The sequence below is a fragment of the Actinophytocola sp. genome (genome assembly GCF_036378875.1).
Taxonomy (GTDB): domain Bacteria; phylum Actinomycetota; class Actinomycetes; order Mycobacteriales; family Pseudonocardiaceae; genus Actinophytocola.
In genome coordinates this window covers 33,485-54,457 of record NZ_DASUVO010000038.1, presented here as the reverse complement: position 1 = coordinate 54,457, position 20,973 = coordinate 33,485, and the positions used below count along the sequence as shown (strand labels likewise).

19 protein-coding genes are annotated in these 20,973 nt (G+C 69.7%); 10 read left to right on the top strand and 9 right to left on the bottom strand.

Annotated features, from left to right (window positions below):
* Positions 1 to 60: 60 nt before the first annotated feature.
* Complete coding sequence (locus VF106_RS10300) at positions 61 to 594, top strand: flavodoxin family protein (protein WP_330839395.1); 534 nt, start codon at positions 61 to 63, stop codon at positions 592 to 594.
* Between the two features lie 98 nt (positions 595 to 692).
* Positions 693 to 1,340 carry a response regulator gene (locus tag VF106_RS10295; RefSeq protein ID WP_330839394.1) on the top strand — a complete coding sequence of 216 codons (648 nt, stop codon included), beginning with the start codon at positions 693 to 695 and terminating at the stop codon, positions 1,338 to 1,340.
* Positions 1,341 to 1,379: 39 nt separating this feature from the next.
* On the opposite strand, the gene VF106_RS10290 is transcribed toward VF106_RS10295, so the two are convergent.
* Together VF106_RS10290 and trxA are read right to left on the bottom strand one after the other, a co-directional pair.
* Complete coding sequence (locus VF106_RS10290; RefSeq protein ID WP_330839393.1) at positions 1,380 to 2,486, bottom strand: cysteine--tRNA ligase; 1,107 nt, start codon at positions 2,484 to 2,486, stop codon at positions 1,380 to 1,382.
* Between the two features lie 6 nt (positions 2,487 to 2,492).
* Entirely contained in the window at positions 2,493 to 2,852 is a 360-nt protein-coding gene (gene trxA, locus VF106_RS10285) for a thioredoxin (protein WP_330839392.1), read from the bottom strand.
* 186 nt (positions 2,853 to 3,038) lie between these two features.
* On the opposite strand from trxA, the gene VF106_RS10280 reads away from it, so the two are divergent.
* Positions 3,039 to 3,419 (top strand): nuclear transport factor 2 family protein, encoded by a 381-nt coding sequence (locus VF106_RS10280; RefSeq protein ID WP_330839391.1) that lies wholly within the window; start codon positions 3,039 to 3,041, stop codon positions 3,417 to 3,419.
* Positions 3,420 to 3,484: 65 nt separating this feature from the next.
* Here the strand turns inward: VF106_RS10280 and VF106_RS10275 are convergent, their stop codons facing one another.
* The 6 genes from VF106_RS10275 to VF106_RS10250 all read right to left on the bottom strand — a co-directional run bounded on the left by VF106_RS10275 (position 3,485) and on the right by VF106_RS10250 (position 10,210).
* Positions 3,485 to 5,032, bottom strand: a complete 1,548-nt coding sequence (locus tag VF106_RS10275; RefSeq protein WP_330839390.1) for a right-handed parallel beta-helix repeat-containing protein — start codon at positions 5,030 to 5,032, stop codon at positions 3,485 to 3,487.
* 15 nt (positions 5,033 to 5,047) lie between these two features.
* Complete coding sequence (locus tag VF106_RS10270) at positions 5,048 to 6,436, bottom strand: pectate lyase family protein (protein ID WP_330839389.1); 1,389 nt, start codon at positions 6,434 to 6,436, stop codon at positions 5,048 to 5,050.
* A gap of 165 nt (positions 6,437 to 6,601) precedes the next feature.
* Positions 6,602 to 7,786, bottom strand: a complete 1,185-nt coding sequence (locus VF106_RS10265) for an NAD(P)/FAD-dependent oxidoreductase (RefSeq protein ID WP_330839388.1) — start codon at positions 7,784 to 7,786, stop codon at positions 6,602 to 6,604.
* A 10-nt stretch (positions 7,787 to 7,796) separates the two neighbouring features.
* Entirely contained in the window at positions 7,797 to 8,360 is a 564-nt protein-coding gene (locus VF106_RS10260) for an OsmC family protein (RefSeq protein WP_330839387.1), read from the bottom strand.
* A gap of 36 nt (positions 8,361 to 8,396) precedes the next feature.
* Positions 8,397 to 8,975, bottom strand: a complete 579-nt coding sequence (locus VF106_RS10255) for a carboxymuconolactone decarboxylase family protein (RefSeq protein ID WP_330839386.1) — start codon at positions 8,973 to 8,975, stop codon at positions 8,397 to 8,399.
* A 98-nt stretch (positions 8,976 to 9,073) separates the two neighbouring features.
* On the bottom strand, positions 9,074 to 10,210 hold the full coding sequence (locus VF106_RS10250; protein WP_330839385.1) for an alpha/beta fold hydrolase: 1,137 nt from the start codon (positions 10,208 to 10,210) through the stop codon (positions 9,074 to 9,076).
* Positions 10,211 to 10,303: 93 nt separating this feature from the next.
* On the opposite strand from VF106_RS10250, the gene VF106_RS10245 reads away from it, so the two are divergent.
* Genes VF106_RS10245 through VF106_RS10230 form a run of 4 tightly spaced genes read left to right on the top strand, consistent with a single transcriptional unit; the run spans position 10,304 to position 13,984 of the window.
* Entirely contained in the window at positions 10,304 to 11,398 is a 1,095-nt protein-coding gene (locus VF106_RS10245; RefSeq protein WP_330839384.1) for a flavin-containing monooxygenase, read from the top strand.
* A gap of 51 nt (positions 11,399 to 11,449) precedes the next feature.
* Positions 11,450 to 13,078, top strand: coding sequence for a LuxR C-terminal-related transcriptional regulator (locus VF106_RS10240; protein ID WP_330839383.1), 1,629 nt, complete (start codon positions 11,450 to 11,452; stop codon positions 13,076 to 13,078).
* 16 nt (positions 13,079 to 13,094) lie between these two features.
* Positions 13,095 to 13,499: a methyltransferase family protein gene (locus VF106_RS10235; RefSeq protein WP_330839382.1), complete on the top strand. Its 405-nt coding sequence runs from the start codon at positions 13,095 to 13,097 to the stop codon at positions 13,497 to 13,499.
* A 59-nt stretch (positions 13,500 to 13,558) separates the two neighbouring features.
* Positions 13,559 to 13,984: a DUF1801 domain-containing protein gene (locus VF106_RS10230; protein WP_330839381.1), complete on the top strand. Its 426-nt coding sequence runs from the start codon at positions 13,559 to 13,561 to the stop codon at positions 13,982 to 13,984.
* On the opposite strand, the gene VF106_RS10225 is transcribed toward VF106_RS10230, so the two are convergent.
* On the bottom strand, positions 13,970 to 14,599 hold the full coding sequence (locus VF106_RS10225) for a TetR family transcriptional regulator (RefSeq protein ID WP_330839380.1): 630 nt from the start codon (positions 14,597 to 14,599) through the stop codon (positions 13,970 to 13,972). The two genes, VF106_RS10230 and VF106_RS10225, sit on opposite strands and share 15 nt — an antisense overlap.
* A 45-nt stretch (positions 14,600 to 14,644) precedes the next feature.
* On the opposite strand from VF106_RS10225, the gene VF106_RS10220 reads away from it, so the two are divergent.
* The 3 genes from VF106_RS10220 to VF106_RS10210 all read left to right on the top strand — a co-directional run bounded on the left by VF106_RS10220 (position 14,645) and on the right by VF106_RS10210 (position 20,966).
* Positions 14,645 to 15,142, top strand: a complete 498-nt coding sequence (locus VF106_RS10220) for a pyridoxamine 5'-phosphate oxidase family protein (protein ID WP_330839379.1) — start codon at positions 14,645 to 14,647, stop codon at positions 15,140 to 15,142.
* Positions 15,142 to 16,713, top strand: a complete 1,572-nt coding sequence (locus VF106_RS10215) for an acyl-CoA synthetase (RefSeq protein WP_330839378.1) — start codon at positions 15,142 to 15,144, stop codon at positions 16,711 to 16,713. Before VF106_RS10220 ends, VF106_RS10215 begins: the two co-directional genes overlap by 1 nt.
* A 224-nt stretch (positions 16,714 to 16,937) precedes the next feature.
* Complete coding sequence (locus tag VF106_RS10210) at positions 16,938 to 20,966, top strand: family 43 glycosylhydrolase (protein WP_330839377.1); 4,029 nt, start codon at positions 16,938 to 16,940, stop codon at positions 20,964 to 20,966.
* Positions 20,967 to 20,973: the final 7 nt, after the last annotated feature.

The following is a 20,973-nucleotide window of genomic DNA, read 5'->3' as shown; positions in this document are numbered from 1 at the left end:
CGCCGACTCGGCGAGCGCCACCGTATGAGCAGAGCATGACTGCGAGTTCGGAGGTTCACCATGACGCACGCCCTTGTCGTGTTCGAGTCGATGTTCGGCAACACGAAGAAGATCGCCGAGGCGATCGCGGACGGACTACGCACCGGAATGACGGCGGAGCTGGCCGAGGTCGGCTCCGCGCCGGTCACGCTGGGCCCCGACGTGGACCTGCTCGTGGTCGGCGGACCGACGCACGCGTTCAGCATGAGCAGGCAGTCGACCCGCGCCGACGCCAGCCGCCAGGGCGCCGACGACCGGGCCGCGACCGGCATCGGGCTACGCGAATGGCTCGACCGGGTGGCCGCGGACAGCGCCCGCCCGCCGGTCGCCGCGTTCGACACGAAGGTCAGCCGGCCACGGTTGCCCGGTTCGGCGGCCCGCGCCGCGCGGAACCGCCTGCGGCACGCGGGCTTCCGCCCCGTCGCACCGGCGGAGAACTTCTACGTCCACGGCACCCCGGGGCCACTGGTGGACGGTGAGCCGGACCGCGCCCGCGCCTGGGGCGAACAGCTCGTCAAGGCCGTCCACCGGACCGGCGCGCACCGAGGGAAGTAATGCCGAAGGGACTTTCGTCCCTGCCGATTGGTGTCGACAGTCCACAGCGCGTACCCCGCGGCGAGGCATACCGTGGGTACGGACAAAGGGAGGCCACGGTGGCGGTTCGAGTGATGCTGGTCGACGATCACGAGATCGTGCGCAGGGGCATCGCCGATTTGATCGGCACGGCCGACGACCTGGAGGTCGTCGGTGAGGCCTCCGGTGTCGCCGAGGCGCTGGCCCGCGCACCACAGGTCAACCCCGACGTCGCCGTACTCGACGTCCGTATGCCCGACGGCAACGGCATCGAGCTGTGCCGCGACCTCAAGTCCGCACTGCCCGACCTGAACTGCCTGATGCTCACCTCCTACGCCGACGACGAGGCCCTGTTCGACGCGATCATGGCCGGCGCGTCCGGGTTCGTGCTCAAACAGGTCCTCGGGCTCGACCTGCTCAACGCCATCCGCACCGTCGGTTCCGGCGGCTCACTGCTCGATCCCAAGACCACGGCCGCGCTGATGAACCGGATCCGCAGGGAACGGGAGAACCAGAACCCGCTCAACCAGCTCACCGAGCAGGAACGCGCGGTGTTCGACCTCATCGGCGAAGGGCTGACCAACCGCCAGATCGGCGAGAAGCTGTTCCTGGCCGAGAAGACCATCAAGAACTACGTGTCCCACCTGCTCAACAAGCTCGGCATGCAACGCCGCACCCAGGCCGCGGCCCTCGCCGCCGAGCTGCGGGCACGCAAGCACGAGCAGTGACGCCGCCGTACGCCGCCACCTCGCGATGACGTGACGTCGTCAGGCGAGCCCGAGGACGGCGATGAGCAGGCGGGCGGCGTCTCCGCCGGCCTCGTCCGCGACCGCCAGGGCGGCCGGCACGTCGAGGTCGGCGGCCAGCAGGCTCCGCACCTCGTCGACCGCCGTCGATTCGCTGGGGCCCGGCCGTGCGGCGGCCTCATGGAGCAGCCGCACGCGGTCGGTGGCGGCGTCCAGCAGTTCGGGCCGGTAGTCCCAGCTCTCGTGCCACGGCCGGTCGAGGATCATCATCCGCACTGTCGCCGCGGGATGCTTCGCGAGCAGGTCGGCGATCAGCACGAGGTTCCCGGTCGACTTGGCCATCTTCGCGCCGCCGAAGGTGACCGCGCCGACGTGGAACCACGCCCGGGTGTGGGGCACCACGCCGGTGAACGTCTCGGCGATGGCCGCGTGGTAGGCGTGATGCGGGAAGCGCAGGTCGGCGCCGCCGGCGTGCACGTCCACGCCGACCCCCAGCACGGAGAGTGCCATCGCCACGCACTCGGCGTGCCAGCCCGGCCGGCCCTGCCCCCACGGTGAGGGCCACGTCTGGTGGTCGTGCTCGGTGGCCTGCCAGAGCGCGACGTCGAACGGGTCGTCCTTGTCCGTGTCGCCGGGGCGTCCGCCGAACTCCGCCGCGAGCCGCAGCGCCGTCGCCCGGTCCACCCCGGCCCTGGCGGGGACGTCAGCGCCCCGGAAGTACACCGTGCCGGACCGCTCGTAGGCGGCGCCTGACTCGAGCAGGGCCTCGGCCAGGCGAATCACGGGGCCGATGTAGCGGTGCGCCCACGGTTCGTGATCCGGCCGGTTGACGTGCAGCGCCGACATGTCCCCTTCGAACAGGAACTCCTGGAAGGCCGCGAAGTCGTCCGATCGCGTGCCGGCGCGCATGGCCGCCGAGTCGAGCACATCGTCCACATCGGTCACGTTGCGGCACACGACCGGCTCCACCCGCAGGCACCGGCGCAGCACCCGCGCCAGCGTGTCCACCCACACGAACGTGGCCGCGTGCCCGAGATGCGTCACGTCGTACGGGGTGATGCCGCACGTGTAGATCCGCGCCCGGTTCAACAGGGCCAGCCGCCGGCCGGCGAGCACGATCGCGTTCATGTCAGGTCAGGCCGGCTTGGACAGCGACGCCCGCACCTCGTCCATGTCCACCTCACCGGCCGCCTCGATCAGCTTCTCCAGGTCGGCAGGCGGCAGCGCGCCCGGTTGGGCGTAGAGCACCACGCCGTCACGGATCACCATCAGCGTCGGGATCGACGAGATCTGGAACGTCTGCGCCAGCCCGATCTCTGCCTCGGTGTCGACCTTGCCGAACACGATGTCCTGGTGCTTCTCGGCGGCCTGCTCGAACACCGGCGCGAACCGCCGGCACGGCCCACACCACGCCGCCCAGAAGTCGACCAGCACCGTGCCCGGCGCGCTCACGACCTCGTTGAAGTTCTGTTCCGTCAGCTCGACCGTCGCCATTGGTTCCTCCTCCTGGACACCCGACGGTACCTACAACCACCCGAGCGGTCACGATGTTCCGCACCACCGCCGAAAAGCACCGTGCGTAGCGGTCCGACCACGTGACCTCAGAGGCGAAAGGCCCTGGTCAGCGGGCTGCGGCGGTGGAACAGTCGAGCCAACTCGTCCTCTGTGGAGGGAGGCTCCATGAGCCAGCTGGAAGCCACGGTCAAGGAACTGATCAACAACTTCGACAGCATGAACTTCGCCGCCTCGCGCGAACTGCTCGCACCCGACAGTCAGGGAATCGACGAGATCTCCCACCGCTGGCTGCGCACCGCCGACGAGATCGGCGAGTACTTCGGCCAGCTGGAGTCCAGCGTCAGCGACCTGAGCACGAAGCTGTCGGACCTACGGGAACAGACCTGGGGCGAGGTCGGGCTCGTCACCTGCTGGCTGGAACAGGACTACACGATGCGGGGAACGCGGCAACACGTCTCCTCCCCCACCACGTTCGTGCTCCGGAGAATCGACGACCGCTGGAAGGTCGCGCTCGTCCACTCGATTCCCCTTCCCGAAGGGGACTGAGCCGCGGGGAGCGGGCCGGCCAGCACCCCCGGCGGCGGGCCGTGGGTGCTGGCCGGTGGGATCCCCTATCCGAAGGTCACGACGAGACGGCCGTCCGCGGCGAACGACCAGCGCAGCGTGCCGGTGTAGGAAGCGCACCGGGATCCGTTCGAACCGGACCAGAACTGGTTCGAACTGTCGGTGTTGCCGATGATCCGGTCGTTCGTCCCGCTGCCACCGCGGCAGGAGGTGTTGCCCCGGAACACCGAGGTGCCGGCGTCGAACGAGTAGATGCGTTCGGCGTTGTTCATGCTGACGTTGTCCGAGACCGCCATCGTGCCGGGGTTGCGGTTGTAGGTGAACCCGTGTTTGCCGTTGTCGTAGGCGATGTTGCGCCGGACGACGTGGTTGACCCCGATGTCCTCGCCGCCGAGCTTGTAGCCGTTGCGGTCGCCGTTCCCGGCCTGGGAGCCGTCGGACAGGGTGCCGTTGTCGTAGGCCAACGAGTCCTCGATGGTCACCGCGCCGATGGGACCCGTGTCCGACTTGGTGTAGAGGTCGTAGCCGTCGTCGATGTTGTTGTGGGACACGGTGTAGCGGAAGACGTTGCCCGGGCCGACGGTGAGCTTCGGGGCGAACCCGTCGGCGTCCTCACCGTCGGAGTCGGCGTTGTCGTGTGACTCCGAGCTCAGCACGAGGTTGTTGGCCGGCCACTGGTCCTGGGGCGCACCGGCCGTCCACCGCGACAGTTGCAGGCCGCTGTCCCGGTTGAAGCGCGTCACCGTGCGCTCCACGATGTTGTTGTTGCCGGCGAGCAGGATCCCGTTGTCCCCCGCCCGTTCGACGACGATGCCGTGGACGTGCCAGAACGACGCGACCAGCGCGAGCCCGCGGTTCGCCGGATCCTCGCTCTGCGCCGAGAAGTTCAGCACCGGCGTCTCGCCAGGGAAGGCGGACAACGTGGTGCGGGCGTTCGCGGTGCCGTTGCGGCCCTCGATGACGACCGTCTCCGAGAAGCGGTAGGTCCCGCCGCGCAGGAAGATCGTGCCACCCGAGGTGATCCGGGTGAGCGCCGAGGTGAGGGTCGTCGGGTTGGCCTGCGTGCCGGACGCGTTGTCGGTGCCGTTCGGCGCCGCGTACAACGTGTCGGCGGGTGGTGGCGGTGGCGGCGGTGTGCCGTCCGAGGTGAAGTCGAAGTAGTCGATGTTCGGCAGACCGCCACTGCCGGTGGGGTTGAGCCGGATCGTGTTGCTGCCCGCGACCATGGTGACGGTGAACGTCTTGGTGGCCCAGGTGCTCCACGCGCCCGTGCTCTCGAACGACACCGACTGCTCCCGGGTGCCGTTGACGACCAGGTCGACGGGACGGCTGCCGGTGGTGCCGTTGGCGAACCGCACCGCCAGTGTCGCCGTGCCGGCGGCGGCGTTCACCGTGAACTGGGCGTGCGCGTTGGTCGCGTTGGTGCCGTTGCAGAAACCGGATCCGGAGTACCCGGGCCAGTCACTGTCGATCGTGCCGGTGCAGACCGCCGGCGAGGTCTCGGCCTCGTACCGGGTGGTCGCGGCGGCGGCGGAGCCAGGAACCAGCACGCCCGCGGTGAGGGCGATGCCGGCGACGAGAGGCAGGGTTCTCATCATCTCTCTCCTCGACTAGAGCCTTCCCGCGCCCGCGCCGGCCGTCACGGATGACTTGACGGTGCCGACGCCTTCCGCGGTGTAGCTGTACGGGATCGGGGCCACGGTGCCGTTGACCTCACACGGTCCGGAGTTGGTGAGCGAGTTGTTGCGTGCCACCAGACGTCCGGGGTCGGAGTCCGCGTACCCGCTCGCCGACCAGCACGCCTGTTGCACGTTCTCGAAGACGTTGCCCTCCACGAGGACGCCGGCGTCCATGAGGGAGGCGATGGCGTACGAGTCCTCGTTGTTGTCGACGTTGGAGTAGTAGTTGTTGAACACGTGGACCGTCTCGCCGAAGCGCACTCGGGGGCTGCGCTCGAAGGTGTGGTCGAACCAGTTGTGGTGGTAGGTGACCCGCAGGTGACCCCGGTCCTCGCTCTCGTTGTCGTCGGAGTGGCCGACCAGCGAGGTCTTCCAGTGGTTGCGGATGATGTTCCACGACACCGTGACGTAGTCGCCCGCGTGGGTGATGTCCAGCATGCCGTCGTAGAAGTCGGGGTCGTTCTCGATGGTGCTGGACATGGTGTTGTGGTCGAGCCAGATGTGCGTCGCGTTCTCGATCTGGATCGCGTCGTTGCCAGGCACCCCGCGGATGTTCATGTTCTGGATGATCACGTTGGCGGGACTCATGTCCTCGATGTTGAGGGTCGTGCCGGAGACACCCGAGTTGGCGCCGACGCCCCGGATCGTCTTGTTGGCACTGATCTCGACGGTGCCCGAGCCGCTGATCATGCCGTTGACCAGGATGGTCCTGGCACCCGAGTTCTGTGCCTGGGTCCGGAGGTCGGCGAAGCTGCTCACGGTGACCGTCGGCCCGCCAGCACCGCCGGTGGTGCCGCCGGCCTGCGTGGCCCAGCCGACGATCCCGCCGGGCGGTGGCGGGGGCGTGGTGCCACCGACCTCGACGTCGAGGTAGTCGATGTTGGGCAGGCCGCCGGAGGTGGTCGGGTTCAACCGGATGGTGTTGCTACCCGCGTTCACCGACACGCTCAACGTCCTGGTCACCCACGTCGACCAGGCCCCTGTGCCCTCGAACGACGGCGCCTGGACGGTGGCCCCGTTCACGACCAGGTTCGCCGGGCGCGCCGTGGTGGTCCCGTTGGCGAACCGAATCCCCACCGTCGCGGTGCCAGAAGCCGAGGCGTTCACGGTGAACTGGACGAAGCCGCTCGTGGCGTTGGTCCCGTTGCAGAATCCACTGCCGGAGTAACCGGCCCAGTTGGCATCGATGGTGCCGGTGCAGACCGCGGGCGAACTCTCCGCCTCGTACCGCGTCGGCGCGGCCACAGCGGCGGGGGACGCCACTACGACCAGGGCACCGGCTAACAGGCCGACACAAGCGATCATGGGTCGCACGCGCATGGTTCGTCTCCGTTGACGCAGTTGCAGGGTGAAGAAACCGGTTTCCACCCACGCCACTACCGCACAGTGGTCAGCTGGCCCCTCGCGCCACTGGCCGGGAAACCGCTTTCCCACCGATGGTATGAGGTCCACCACACAGGGTCAACGACCAATTCCGCCGCGCGATCATCCACAGTGGACCGGCTGGGTCATGGCGACCGCACGTGGGACCGGCGGGAGCGCGTGGATGACCTTGACCTCCTCGCTCATCGCCGCACTGAGCGACAGCAACAGGTTCGGGATCTCCTCGTCGGTCCAGCGGTAGCCGGCCACCACGTCGGTCAGCTCGAAGAACGTCGTGGACAGGGCGTCACGGGTCCCTTGGTAGCTCGACAGCGCCTCGCGCTCGTCCGCGCCGTCGGCGACGACCGCCACGATCGCGCGGGCGAGCAGTTCGGCGTCGCGCAGTGCGTCGGTCTGGCCGTGGGAGGAGATCGGGTCCTTGTAGTAACCCGCGTCGCCCACCAGCGCCCAGCCGCGGCCCCACGAGCGTCGAACGTGGCCGCGGCGGCCGGTGAACGTGCGCATGGACGCGGGCGGTGTCGCCGCCGCGAGCCGGGCGGCGAGCCGCGGCGAGGACTCGGCGACGAGCCGGCACAACGCCGCGAGCCCGCCCCGGCCGATGCGGCGGGGCGAGGCGCTCGCGTACACGCATGCCTTGCCGTCGTTGGTCGGCACCACCCCGGATGCCGCGCCGGCGCGGAAGTTCCACTCGTAGCCGTCGGTCTCCAGGTCCGCCCAGTGCCCGTAGGTGATGGCCGCGACCGACCGCCCGACTCGCTCGTACGGCGCGCGGACGAGGTCGGCGATCGTGGAGCGGATGCCGTCCGCGCCGACGACGATCCGCGCGGCGGCACGGAAGACCTCGCCGTCCCGGGTGCGGCCGGTGACGCCGGTGACCGCGCCGCGACGGTCCCGCGTCACGTCGGCCACGGCCGCCCCGAACCGCACCTCGACCCCGGCGGCGACGGCCGCGTCGACGACGATCGGGTCGAGCACGGTGCGCCGCGGCGCGTACAGGGCCTCCACCCCGTACGACGGCTTGACCTCGACGGGCACGACGTCGTTCGCGTAGCGGAAGGTCGTGCGGCGCACCGGCGGCGTGCCAGCGGCGACGACGTCGTCCAGCAGGCCCCACCGGGACAGCTGCAGGACCCCGCCCCGCATGAACGCGTGCGTCGACATGGTGTCGGTGCCGTAGCCGGCGCGGTCGAGGAGCAGCACGGACAGCCCGAAGCGGGCGAGCAGCATGGCGGTGGCCGCGCCCGCCACACGGGCACCGACGACCACCACGTCGTAACGGGGGAGCATGGCGGTGTCCTCAGCCGGCGTCGACGTCGATCGAGACGGGCACGCCGTTGGTGACGATGTCGAACACGGCCGAGCGGCGGCGTGACCGCTCGACGACCTTGCGCAGCTTGTCCGGATCGTCGCCGCGGAGCACGAAGCTGACCCTGATCCCCTGGTAGCCGTTGCGGACGTCGTCGGACAGCCCGAGGATGCCGAGCAGGTCGATGTCGCCCTCGACGGTCGAGGAGACCTCGGTCAGCCGGATGCCGCGGGCCGCGGCCACGTTCGCGATGCCCGCCGTCAGGCAGGCGGCGAGCGCGTGCAGCACGTACTCGACCGGCGTCGGGCCGTGGTCCGAGCCGACGAGCACCGGCGGGTGGTCGGCGTCGAGCGTGAACGGCTGGCGGTGGGCCATGTCCTGCTTGGCGCCGTGGAAACCGTGGATCATCGACTGGTTGTGGGTCCCGCTGACCCAGCGGTTGGTCGCCCGGAACCGGAACTTGGCGATCTCGGGGTCCTCCCGCACCGCGTCGAGCGTGGCGAACAGGGTCGCGGTGTCGACGCCGTTGCGGATCGGGTTCTCGGTGGTGGTCATCTGACTTTCTCCTTCTGTTTCAGTGGAACCGGCCGGTCATCGGCCGTAGGTGACGGCGTCGCGGACCGCCTCGGGAGCGGCCTCGCGGGCCTGCGGGTCGGGTCGGACGCCGAGCGCGTCGTTGACGGTGGCGAAGGCGGCGCGCAACGCGACGAACACGGTGATCGCGAGGATCTGCGCGTCGTCGTAGCCCACGTCGCGGAGTTCGTGGACGTCGCCAGGTGACGTGGCGTTGGGGTCGCGGGTCATCGTCCGTGCCCAGCGGGCCAGCGCCTGCTCGGTCTGGTCCAGTGGTCCGTCGTCGCCGCGCAGCACACCGCCGGCCACCTCGCCGCCCGCGACCTTCGCCAGCTTCGTCCCCCAGACCAGCGAGCAGTACGAGTCACCGAGCGTCGACGCGCAGGCGACCACCAGGACGCCCCGCTGTCGGAACGTCAGCGACGCCGCCTTCGCGGCCCGGGCCATGACGTCGAACAGTCCCGTGTGGAGGGTCGGCAGGTGTGCCCAGGTCCGGGACAGGTTCATGACGTGGCCGACCTGCTCGACGTCGTGGTCGCGCATGCTGTCGGTCGGTTCGCCGGTGGCGAGGAAGCTCGTGGACTCGGTCGTTGTCATGCGGCGAAACTACGAACACGGCGGGCTCCGCCGCGTCGGCGCGTGCACGCAACTTCCCGCCGCCGAAGCGCGGCGAGATGGCGGGTTGCGCGTAGTGGTCAGGTGCGGCTGAGCAGGCGGGCGACGGCGGCCGCGCGGGCGGCCTTGCCCTGGATGCCGAGCTTCGCGTACGTGTTGTGCAGGTGGCGCTCGACCGTGCGCACGCTGAGTGTCAGTGACCGCGCGATGGCCGCGTTGTCCTGCCCCTCTGCGGCCAGCCGCAGCACGTCCAGCTCCCGCGCGGAGAGCACCGACGCGGCGTCGGCGAGCTGTTTCTGGACCGCCGCCGGCCGGCGGTCCGGGGCGAGGAACGCGGCGACCTCGTCGCGGAACACCCGCCACGCCGGCTCGTCGCCGAGCACGATGTGGTTCTCGCTCTCCAGCACGACCAGGCGCGCCCCGGCGATCGCCGACGCGAGGAAGCGGCTGTCGGAGAAGTCGTTCATCCGGTCGTCCCGGGAGTGCAGCACCAGCGTGGGAAAGTCGAGCTGGGGCAGCAGGTCGACGACGTTGGCCAGCTTGCGCTGCCGGCGCGCGGTGAGCGCGTTGCCGGCCGAGGTCGACACGCGCTGGAGCTCGTCGAGCCAGCTCATCTGTTCCTCGGTCGCGCCGGGGATCAGCATCGAGGTGAACACCCGGCGGAACAACGAGTCGGGCCGCGCCCAACCGACCTTGATCAACCGTTCGAACGTCTCGTCGAGCTCCAGGTCCTCCGGAGTCGGGTCACGCAGGGCAGCCGCGTAGCTGCCGTAGAAGACCAGGCGCGACACCCGCTCCGGATGCCGTGCCGCGTAGGCGATCGAGGGCGGGCCGCCCTGCGACATGGCCATCAACGCGAACCGGTCGAGCCCGGCGTCGTCGACCACCGCCTCGATGTCCGCGATCCGCGCTTCAAGGCCGAAGTCCTCGACGTCCCAGTCGGACAACCCGTGCCCGCGCTCGTCGTACCGGACGACGGTGGCGATCTCGCCGAGGTCGGCGAGGAAGTGCCGCCACACCGGGCTGTTCCAGTCGTGCTCCAGGTGGCTGAGCCAGCAGGTGGCGATCACCAGCGGCGGGCCGGACCCATGCCGTGCGTAGGCGATGCGCGCGCCATCGGCAGACCGGCAGAACCTCAGCTCCTGCGGCTGCGCGACACCTCGACCGGACCGCGGCACGAGCAGATCGTACGGCGGATTCTGGACGATGTCCCCCACGTCCGCTCACCCGGGAAATGCATGATTCGCCCGAAGCGGGTGAGGCCGTCGGTTTCCTAGCGTCGTGTCATCCACCGAGACCGGAGGCACGCCATGTCCGACCAGCACATCGAAACCCTCATCGTCGGCGCCGGCCAGGCCGGTCTGTCGACGGGCTACCACCTGCGGCGGCTGAACCGGCCGTTCCTGATCGTCGACGGGAACGAGCGGGTCGGGGACAACTGGCGCCAGCAGTGGGACACGCTGCGGCTGTACACGCCTGCGAAGTACGACGGCCTGCCCGGACTGCGGTTCCCCGGCGACCAGTGGGAGTTCCCGCAGAAGGACCAGGTCGCCGACTACCTGGAGAGCTACGCGCTGCGCTGGGACCTGCCGGTGCGGACGAGCACCCGCATCGGCTCGCTCGAGGCGCGACCGGGCGGTGGCTACGCCGCCACGGTCGGCGCGGACACGATCACGTGCGACAACGTGGTGGTGGCGACCGGCTCGTTCGGGCGCACCCCGAACATCCCCGACTTCGCCGCCGAGCTGGACCCGTCGGTGCTGCAGCTGCACTCCAGCCAGTACCGCCGGCCCAGCCAGCTGCGGCCCGGCCGGGTGCTGGTCGTGGGCGCGTCCCACTCGGGCACCGACATCGCGTACGAGGTCGCCCCGACGCATGAGACGGTGCTCTGCGGACGTGACTGCGGGCAGATCCCGTTCCGGATCGAGCACCGCATGAACCGGGTGTTCTTCCCCGTGCTGGTCTTCGTGGCCCGGCACGTGCTCACCCGCCGCACACCGATCGGCCGCAAGGCGATGGAGGAGATCCGTCTCCACGGCGGCCCGATGATCAGGGTCAAGCGCGAGGACCTCGCCGAGCGCGACGTCGAACGGGTGCTGTCGCGGGTGACCGGAGTGTCCGGCGGGCTGCCGATGCTCGACGACGGCCGTGTCGTCGACGTGGCCAACGTGGTCTGGTGCACCGGGTTCCGGCAGGTCCTCGACTGGATCAAGCTGCCGATCCTGCGGGAGGACGGCTGGCCGACGGAGTACCGCGGCGTCGTCGAGACCGCCCCAGGGCTGTTCTTCTGCGGGCTCGCGTTCCAGTTCGGGTTCAGCTCGATGGTGCTGCCGGGGATCAGCCGCGACGCGGCGTACCTCGCCCACCTCATCGCGACGCGTACCCCGGCCCGCGTAGCCGCTTGAGCGCGCGCCGCCAGGCCCGTCGTGGCTATCATCGGCCGAGGCGATGACGCGATGGGCCTGGTAGAGGATCTGCAGTGGGCACGAGAAGCCTTCGAGCGCCGCGAGTGGCTCGCGGCGTACGAGGGCCTGTCCGATCGCGACGCCTCCGCACTGACCGCCGAGGACTTCACCCAGCTCGCGACCGCGGCGTACCTGGTCGGGCGTAGCAACGACGCCATCCAGGCGTTGCAGCGCGCGTACCAGGTGAGCATCGACGCCGGGGAGACCCTGGCCGCTGTCCGTTGCGGGCTCTGGCTGGCCTTCCTGCTGGTCGAGGGCGGCGAGCCCGCGGTCGGGGGTGGCTGGGTGGGCCGCTGCCAGCATCTGCTCGACGACCTCGGCGAGGACGTGGTCGAGCGCGGCTACCTGCTCGTCCACGTGATGATGGGGCACGTCTTCGCCGCCGAGTTCGACCGCGTCGAGGTGTTGGCCGTCGAGATCGGCGGCTACGGCCGCCGGTTCGGCGACGCCAACCTGGTCGCGCAGAGCCTCAACGCCCGGGGCCGGATGCTGCTCTACCAGGGCCGCGTGCCCGAGGGCCTCGCGCTCCTGGACGAGGCGATGATCGGGATCACCACGGGCGAGGTGTCACCGGTCTGGGCCGGCATGGTCTATTGCTCGCTGATCGAGGCCTGCCAGGAGGTGTCCGACTACGGCCGGGCCGCGCAGTGGACCGCGGTGTTGACCACCTTCGTCGACGAGCAGCCAGACCTCGTGGCGTTCACCGGACAGGCCGCCGTCCACCGTGGACAGCTCATGCGGCTGCGCGGCGCGTACACCGAGGCGGTGGAGGAGTTCGGGCGCGCGGTGCGGCGGTACGCCGGGAGCAGGACGCCGTGGGCCGCTGGCCTGGCCTGGGCCGAGTGCGGGGAGGTGCTGCGCATCCGCGGGGAATACACCGCCGCGGAGGACGCCTACCGGCAGGCCGTCGAGTTCGGGTATGAGCCCCAACCCGGGCTCGCCCAGCTCTGGATGGCACGCGGCCGCGTCACCGCCGCCGTCGCGGCGGTCCGCCGGCTGCTCACCGAACCACGCGATCCCGTCCACCGCTCACGGCTCCTCCCGGGAGCCGTCGAGGTCCTCCTCTCCGCCGGCGCGGTCGAGGACGCGGAGACGCTCAGCGAGGAGCTCACCGCGATGGCGACCACGTTCGGCATCCCGGCGATTCGCGCGCTCGCGTGTTTCGCCAGGGGCGGTGTCCTCGCCGGCCGCGGCGAGCATTCGGCCGCGATCGCCGAACTGCGGCGCGCGATGCACGAATGGCACGGGCTCGACATCCCGTACGAGGTCGCGCGGTGCCGGTTCCTGATCGGCAAGGCCATGCTCGATCTCGACGACGCGGAGTCCGCGGCCACGGAGCTGGACACCGCGTGCCGGACGTTCCGCGAGCTCGGCGCGGTGCCCGCCGAGCAGGCCGTACTCGCCGCCCGCGGGGCGCCGTCGGCACCGGGCGGGCTGACCCGGCGGGAGGTCGACGTGCTCCGGCTGGTCGCGAGCGGCAGCAGCACCCCGGAGATCGCGCGCGCCCTCGTGTTGAGCCAGAAGACCGTCGAGCGCCACCTCGCGAACATCTACACCAAGCTCGGCGTGTCCTCGCGGACGGCGGCCGCCAGGTTCGCCTTCGACCACGACCTGGTCTGACCCCGTGCTGCGCAACGTGCCGATCCCATCCGAGCACCTCGTCGGCATCGCGGCGGCGCTCGTGCTCGACCGTGGGCCGACCACGCCCGCTCGACGACTGGTCGGGTGGTCGCTGGCGGCCGCCGGGGTGGTGCTCGCCGCCCGCTGTGTCCGCGTCGCCGGTCGCGTTCATCTCGCGGCACCCGACGACCTGGTGACGGCCGGCCCGTATGCCGTGAGCCGTAACCCGATGTACCTCGCCTGGGCTCTCCTTCACCTGGGCGTTGGGCTCGCGGCCGGCTCCCGCTGGACGCTCGTCACGTTGCCCGCCGCGTGTGGTTGGACGCACGCGGAGGTCCTGCGCGAGGAGCGGGCACTCACCGAACGGTTCGGCACGCGGTACCGAACGTACCGGACGACCGTTCCGCGTTACCTACGCTGAGTAACCGCAATCCAACCAACCTGTTCCACGTCAACCAGAACATCCGCTAGGGAGCCGTCGTGGCAAACACCCCGAACAAGACCACCCCGACCACCGGCGACGTCGACGCCTTCATCACGACGATCACCGACGAACAACGCCGCCGCGACGCCCACCTGCTCGTCGCGCTCATGCGCGAGGTCACCGGACAACCTCCGGTGCTGTGGGGCAGTTCGATCATCGGGTTCGGGTCCTGGCACTACCGCTATGCCTCAGGGCGAGAAGGAGACACCGCGGCGATCTCCTTCTCGCCACGCAAGGCGCAGACGGTGCTGTACCTGACCGGCGGGATGGACCAGTACGAGGACCTCTTGGCCCGGCTCGGAGAGCACACGACTGGCAAGGGCTGCCTGTACCTGAAACGAGTCGACCAGGCCGATCACCGGACACTGCGAGAAATCGTCGACCGCTCCTACCGCACGGCGACGGGATCAGCACCCGACTGATCCCGCGGCGGCACTGGGCCACGTTTGCTCGATGGCGATCGCGTTGAGGGCGTGGTGGATGAGGTCGGGTAGCGAGCCCCCGTGGTGGACCCAGTCGTCCAGGCAGATGCGGACCGAGGCCATGGCCAGAGCGGCGAGCAGGCGGGGCCGGGGGTCGCGTTCAGCGAGGTCTGAGAACCGTGGGGTGAGCAGCTCCGCGATGGCGGTCTCGTAGCGCTGGTAGGCCTGGGCGGTCCAGGCGTTGAGGGTCGTCGAGGAGCGGGTGAGCCGGGCGAGTTCGCGGATCTGGTCGTGGTGGGCCGGGAACCGTTCCGCCATCTCGCCGAAGGCCGCCACGAGTGCGTTCTTCGCGGACAGGTGGGCGGGTTGGTCCGCGATCGCCTCGATGATCAGTGTGAGCCAGGGGCCGGTGATGCCTTCGGCGACCGCGCATTCCTTGGTGTCGTAGTAGCGGAAGAAGGTTGCCCGCGCGACCTCGGCGTCCGCCGCGATCTGGTCCACCGTGGTGTTGCCGATCCCCTGTGTGCCGGCGAGCCGGGCCGCTGAGGCGGCGATCCGGGCGTTCGTCGCGCGCCTCTTGCGGACGGTGAGGCTCTCCGGTTCACTATGAGACATAGTCTCAGTTTGGACTATGTCTCATCCAGTGGCAAAGGGGCTTTCATGGGTGTGAACCAGCGCGACCAGATCGTCATGTCCGCGGAGGAGATCACCCAGTTCCTCCATGAGCAGCGCGTGGCCACCCTCGCCACGGTCGGCGCCGACGGCCAGCCGCATCTGGTGGCCATGTGGTACGCGGTGCTCGACGGCGTGGTGTGGTTCGAGACCAAGGCCAAGTCGCAGAAGGCCGTGAACGTGCGCCGGGACGGCCGCGTGACCGTGATGGTCGAGACCGGACACACCTACGACATGCTGCGCGGTATCGCGTTGGAAGGCCGCGCGACCATCGTCGACGATCCCGACGCGTTGTGGGCGGTCGGCGTCAACGTGTGGGAACGCTACAACGGGCCCTACAGCGAGGAAGTACGGCCGATGGTCGAGTTCATGCTCGCCAAACGGGTGGCCGTGCGGATCGACGTCGAGCGGACCCGGTCCTGGGACCACCGCAAGCTCGGGCTGCCGGAACTCCCGCTCGGCGGCACCACGGCGGCGTACCTGTGATGGCGTTCAACCTGGCCGACCTGTTCGAGCACGTCGTCGACGCGGTTCCCGACCGGATCGCCCTGCACGCCGAGGGACGGACCCTCACCTACCGGGAACTCGACCAGCGCGCCAACCGGCTCGCCCACCACTTCACCGCGGCGGGCGTCGGTGCCGGCGACCACGTCGGCTGCCACCTGATGAACGGCACCGAGTACCTCGAGACGATGCTCGCGCTGCTGAAGATCCGCGCCGTGCCCATCAACGTCAACTACCGGTACGTCCGCGACGAGCTGAGTTACCTGTACGACAACGCGGACCTCGTCGGGCTGGTCTACGACACCGAGTTCGCCGACCGCGTTGCCGTCGTCCTGCCGCACGTGCCCCGGCTGCGGCACCTGCTGGCCGTCGGCCCCACGGACGACGCACCACGCTACGAGCAGGCGCTTGCCGCACAACCCGACGACCGCGACGGTTTCCCCGAACGGTCCGCCGACGACCTGCTGATCATCTACACGGGCGGCACCACCGGCCTGCCCAAGGGCGTGATGTGGCGGCAGGAGGACCTGCTCTTCGGCGGCATGAGCGGCGGCGTGGCACCGCTGGACCGACCCGAGGACGTGGGTCCACGCGTGACCGAAGCGACCCCGCACATCATGTACGCCGCGCCGCCCCTCATGCACGGCACCTCCGTCCTGGCCACGTTCATCACCTTCCTGAACGGCGGCACGGTCTGCCTCACCCGCAAGTACACGGGCGACGGAGCACTGCGCGTCATCCAGGAACAGGGCTGCCAGACAATGATGATCGTCGGTGACGCGATGGCCATGCCGCTCATCGAGGCCCTCGACGCCGCGGGTCACGGCCTGCCCTCACTGCACATCATCGCGAGCGCCGGCGCGTTGCTCACCCAGCCCGTCCGCGACCGGCTCCGCGCCCACCTCCCCCATCTGTACATTGTGGACAGCTTCGGCTCCACCGAGACCGGGCACAGCGGCGCCGGCGTCGACCAGGGACTGCGTTTCACCGTCAACGACACCACGACCGTCCTCGACGACACCCGCACACCTGTCATTCCAGGCAGCGGGGTGGTCGGCCAGGTCGCGCGCCACGGCCACGTCGCCCTGGGCTACTACGGCGACCCCGACAAGACCGCACGCACGTTCGTCGAGATCGACGGCGTCCGCTGGGTCCTGTCCGGTGATCAGGCGACCGTGGACGCCGACGGCACCGTGCGGTTCCTGGGCCGCGGCTCGATCTGCGTCAACTCCGGGGGCGAGAAGATCCACCCCGAGGAGGTCGAGGCCGCCCTCAAGACCCACCCGGCCATCACCGACGCCGTCGTCGCCGGAATCCCCGATCCTCGCTGGGGCCAGAAGGTCGCCGCCGTGATCCAACTCGTCCCGACCGCGGCCGCCCCGACCCGGCAGGACCTCGAGGACCACCTGTCACCCCTGATCGCCCGCTACAAACTCCCCCGCGTCGTCCACATCGTGCCCCTGATCCAGCGCTCCCCGTCGGGCAAACCGGACTACCGGTGGGCGACCGAAACCCTCGTCAACGCGGCGACCCACCGCCATGGACCGCGTTGAGACGGGCGACGTCGTCCCGGGTGAGTCGCAGGGCACCGGCAGCGCCCCGAGTCTCCCATCCGGGTCCCATGACTGTTAGCGATAACAGAGTCCTATCAGGACTCGATGTCCCCCTGCGAAGTTGTTGACCCTCTCTCGTGGCGCAGCTATGTTAACGCTCACTTTTGAACGACGACGTTCACAGTGGGCGGATGGTCGGCGCCCACGTTGAGGAGGGCCCCCGCATGTCCCCTTGGCTGACGCTCTCGCGACGGCGCCGCTCGATCCCCGTGGTCACCGCCGTCCTGGCCCTCACCGCGACGTTCGTGGGCGTCACGGCGGCCCCCAGCGCGGCGGAGACGCTGGACGAGGGGCTGGTGGCCCACTACGGCCTCACCCAGACCGCCGGCACGACCGTGACCGACGTGTCCGGCAACGGCCGGGACGGCACGCTCAGCGGTGACGCCACGTGGCAGGGCGACGAAGGCCTCCGCCTCGGCGGCGGGAACGGCTACGTCCGCCTGCCCGACAACATCATGCGGGACCTCACGGACATCACCGTGTCCGTCCAGGTGAACGTCGCGACCGACCAGGGCACGCCGTACTTCATCTGGGGGCTCGGCAACACGTTGAACGGCGTCGGGAACGGCTACCTGTTCACCACCGGTGACGGGTACCGCAGCTCGATCGCCACCGGCAACTGGTCGACCGAGCAGACGGTCTCCGCGGGCCGCAACCTCGCACGCGGCAGCTGGCGCACGATCACCTACACCCTCGCCGGCGGCGTCGCCGTCCTGTACGAGGACGGTATCGAGGTCGCCCGCAAGACCGACGTGACGATCACGCCGGGCGCGATCGGCGGCGGCACCACGACCGCGAACTACCTGGGCCGGTCCGTGTACACCTCGGACAGGTACCTCAAGGGCGAGGTCCGCGACTTCCGCATCTACAGCCGCGCCGTGAGTGCCGAGGAGGCCCGCGCCCTCGGCGAGCGGACCGCGGCGGGTCGGGCGGCCGAGGACGCGGCGGCGCTCGACCTCGGCGACACGTCCGCCGTGACCGACAACCTCGCCCTGCCCGCGAAGGGCGCGGGCGGCTCGGCGATCTCCTGGTCCTCCAGTGACCCGGCCGTGGTGTCGGACACCGGCGTCGTCACCCGGCCGGCCCCGGGCACCCCCAACGCGACCGTGACGCTGACCGCGACCGCCTCCTACGCCGGCTTCACCGCGACGCGCACGTTCACCGTCACCGTCCTGGCCGACATCACCGACCGGCAGAAGGTCCAGAACGCCCTGCGGGACATCGTGATCACCGACCAGGACGCGGTCAGGGGCAACATCACGCTGCCGACGAAGGGTGCCCGCGACGTCACGCTCACCTGGCACAGCGACGACCCGAACGTCGTCACCGCGACCGGTGAGGTGACCCGGCCGCCGTACGGTGCCAAGCCGAGGAAGGCGGAGCTGCGGGTCCGCGCGACGAAGGGGAAGGCCAGCGGCGTCCGGGACTTCACGCTCACCGTCCTCCCGCTGCCGAAGCAGGAAGCGCGTGAGGGCTACATGTTCGCGTACTTCACCGGTGAGGCGACGCAGGACACCGAGCAGGTGCACTTCGCGGTGAGCCGCGGGAACGACCCGCTGCACTGGGACGAGCTGAACGGCGGCCGTCCCGTGCTGCGGTCGCAGTACGGCGAGACCGGCGTGCGCGACCCGTTCATCATCCGCAGCCCGGAGGGCGACAAGTTCTACCTGATCGCGACCGACCTGCAGATCAACGACGGTCGCGGGTGGGACGCGGCGCAGCGGAAGGGCAGCAAGTACCTGGAGGTCTGGGAGTCCACGGACCTCGTGACCTGGTCGGACCAGCGGCACGTCAAGGTCTCGCCCGACACGTTCGGCATGACGTGGGCGCCGGAGGCGACCTACGACCCGACCATCGGCGCCTACGTCGTCTACTGGGCATCGAGCCCGTACGCGGCCGACGACGTCGACCACACCGGTTCAACGTACGCGCGGATGTGGTACTCGACCACACGCGACTTCCGGACGTTCACCGAGCCGAAGATCTGGAACGACCCAGGCCGCACGGTCATCGACTCGACCGTCATCAAGGACGGCGACTACTACTACCGCCTCACCACCGACGAGAAGGTCATCGGGTCGTGCACGCGGGACATCGTGCTGGAGCGCTCGAAGGACCTGCGTGCCGTGGACCTGCCGACGACGAACCCGCGCAACTGGGAGTTGGTCGACGACTGCATCCGCACGAGCCTCGGCACCGACTGGGTCGAGGGCCCGACGGTGTTCAAGTCCAACGACGGCAGCAAGTTCTACGCCTTCATGGACGAGACGCCGCGCCGAGGGTACATCCCGTTCGTCACCGACTCCCTGTCGAGCCCGAACTGGCAGATCCCGGCGGAGTACGCGCTGCCAACGAAACCGCGCCACGGCACGGTCCTGCCGGTGACCAAGGCCGAGCTGGACCGCCTTCGTCAGGGCCCGCTTCCGGTGACCGCCAACGAGAAGGGCGTGATCGCCGACTACAACCTCACCGGCGGCTCGGGGACGACGGTCGCGGACCGCTCCGGGAACGGCCACGACGCCGTGCTCCACGGCGACGTCACCCGCGCCTCGGACGGCCTCGCCTTCGGCGGCACCGACGGTTATGTCCACCTGCCGAACAACCTCATGACCGGGCTCGACGAGATCAGCGTGTCCGCGCGGGTGTGGGTCGACCCGGGCCAGCAGACGCCGTACTTCCTGTTCAACCTCGGCAACAGCACGAACAACGCCGGTGACGGCTACCTGTTCGCCACCGGCGACGCCTACCGGGCGGCCATCGCGGCCGGCAACTGGTCGACCGAGCAGAACGCCAACAGCGGCCGCAACCTGGCCAGAGGCACGTGGCACACCCTCACGTACACCCTGGATGGGGGTACCGCGCGCCTGTACGACAACGGTGTCGAAGTGGCCCATGTGGACGGTGTGACGACGAAGCCTGGCGACCTCGGCGGCGGCATCACGACGTCCAACTACGTCGGGCGGTCCGCCTACGGCTCCGACAAGTACTTCAAGGGCAGGATGCGCGGCTTCACCGTGTGGAACCGCGGCCTGACGCCCCAGGAGGTGCTCGGCCTGCCAGGCAACGAGACGGCCGTCAGCTCGGTGCGGCTCGACGCGCTCAAGGTGCCCGCGATCATCGACAGCCAGGCCGGCACCATCGTGCTGCCCGTCAAGCCCGGCACGGACCTGCGTCGCCTGGCCCCGACGCTCGTGATCTCCAACCGCGCGACCGTGTCGCCACGCAACGGTTCGCGGCAGGACTTCACCAAGCCCGTCACCTACACGGTCACGGGAGCCGACCGGAGCAAGCGCACGTGGACGGTGCGCGCGGCGGTCATGAACAGCCCGGTCCTGCCCGGGTACAACGCCGACCCCAACATCGTGCGGTTCGGCGACACCTACTACATCTACGCCACCACCGACGGCTTCCCCGGTTGGTCGAGCACGTCGTTCGACGCGTGGTCGAGCAAGGACCTCGTCAACTGGACGAAGCACCCCACGATCCTCGACCTAGGACCGGGTGTGTCCTGGGCGGACAGTCGGGCGTGGGCCCCGACGATCGCGGAGAAGAACGGGAAGTACTACTTCTACTTCTGTGCGGACGCCAAGATCGGCGTGGCGGTCGCCGACTCCCCCACCGGTCCGTTCACCGACGTGCTCGGCACACCGCTGATCGCGTCGAACCCGAACGGCGGCCAGGCCATCGACCCGGCGGTCTTCACCGACGACGACGGCCAGAGCTACCTGTACTGGGGCAACGGCAACGCCTACGTGGTGCCGCTGAACGCGGACATGACCTCGTTCGACGCCACGAAGATCAAGCGGATCACGGGCCTGGACGGCTTCCGCGAGGGCCTGTTCATGACCAAACGCGGCGGCACGTACCACCTGACCTGGTCAATCGACGACACCGGCAGTGAGAACTACCGCGTCGGCTACGCGACCGCCACGAGCCCGATGCTCGACGGCCTGGTCGGGCGCGGTGTCATCCTCGAGAAGGACCCGTCACTCGGCATCCTCGGCACCGGCCACCACAGCATCATCCAGGCGCCGGGAACCGACGACTGGTACATCGCCTACCACCGCTTCGCGATCCCGGGCGGCGACGGCACACATCGCGAGGTGACGATCGACCGGCTCCGCTACAACGCCGACGGAACCATCGCGAAGGTCGTGCCCACACTGGAAAGCGTCACTCCGCTGAAGAACTAGACCGACA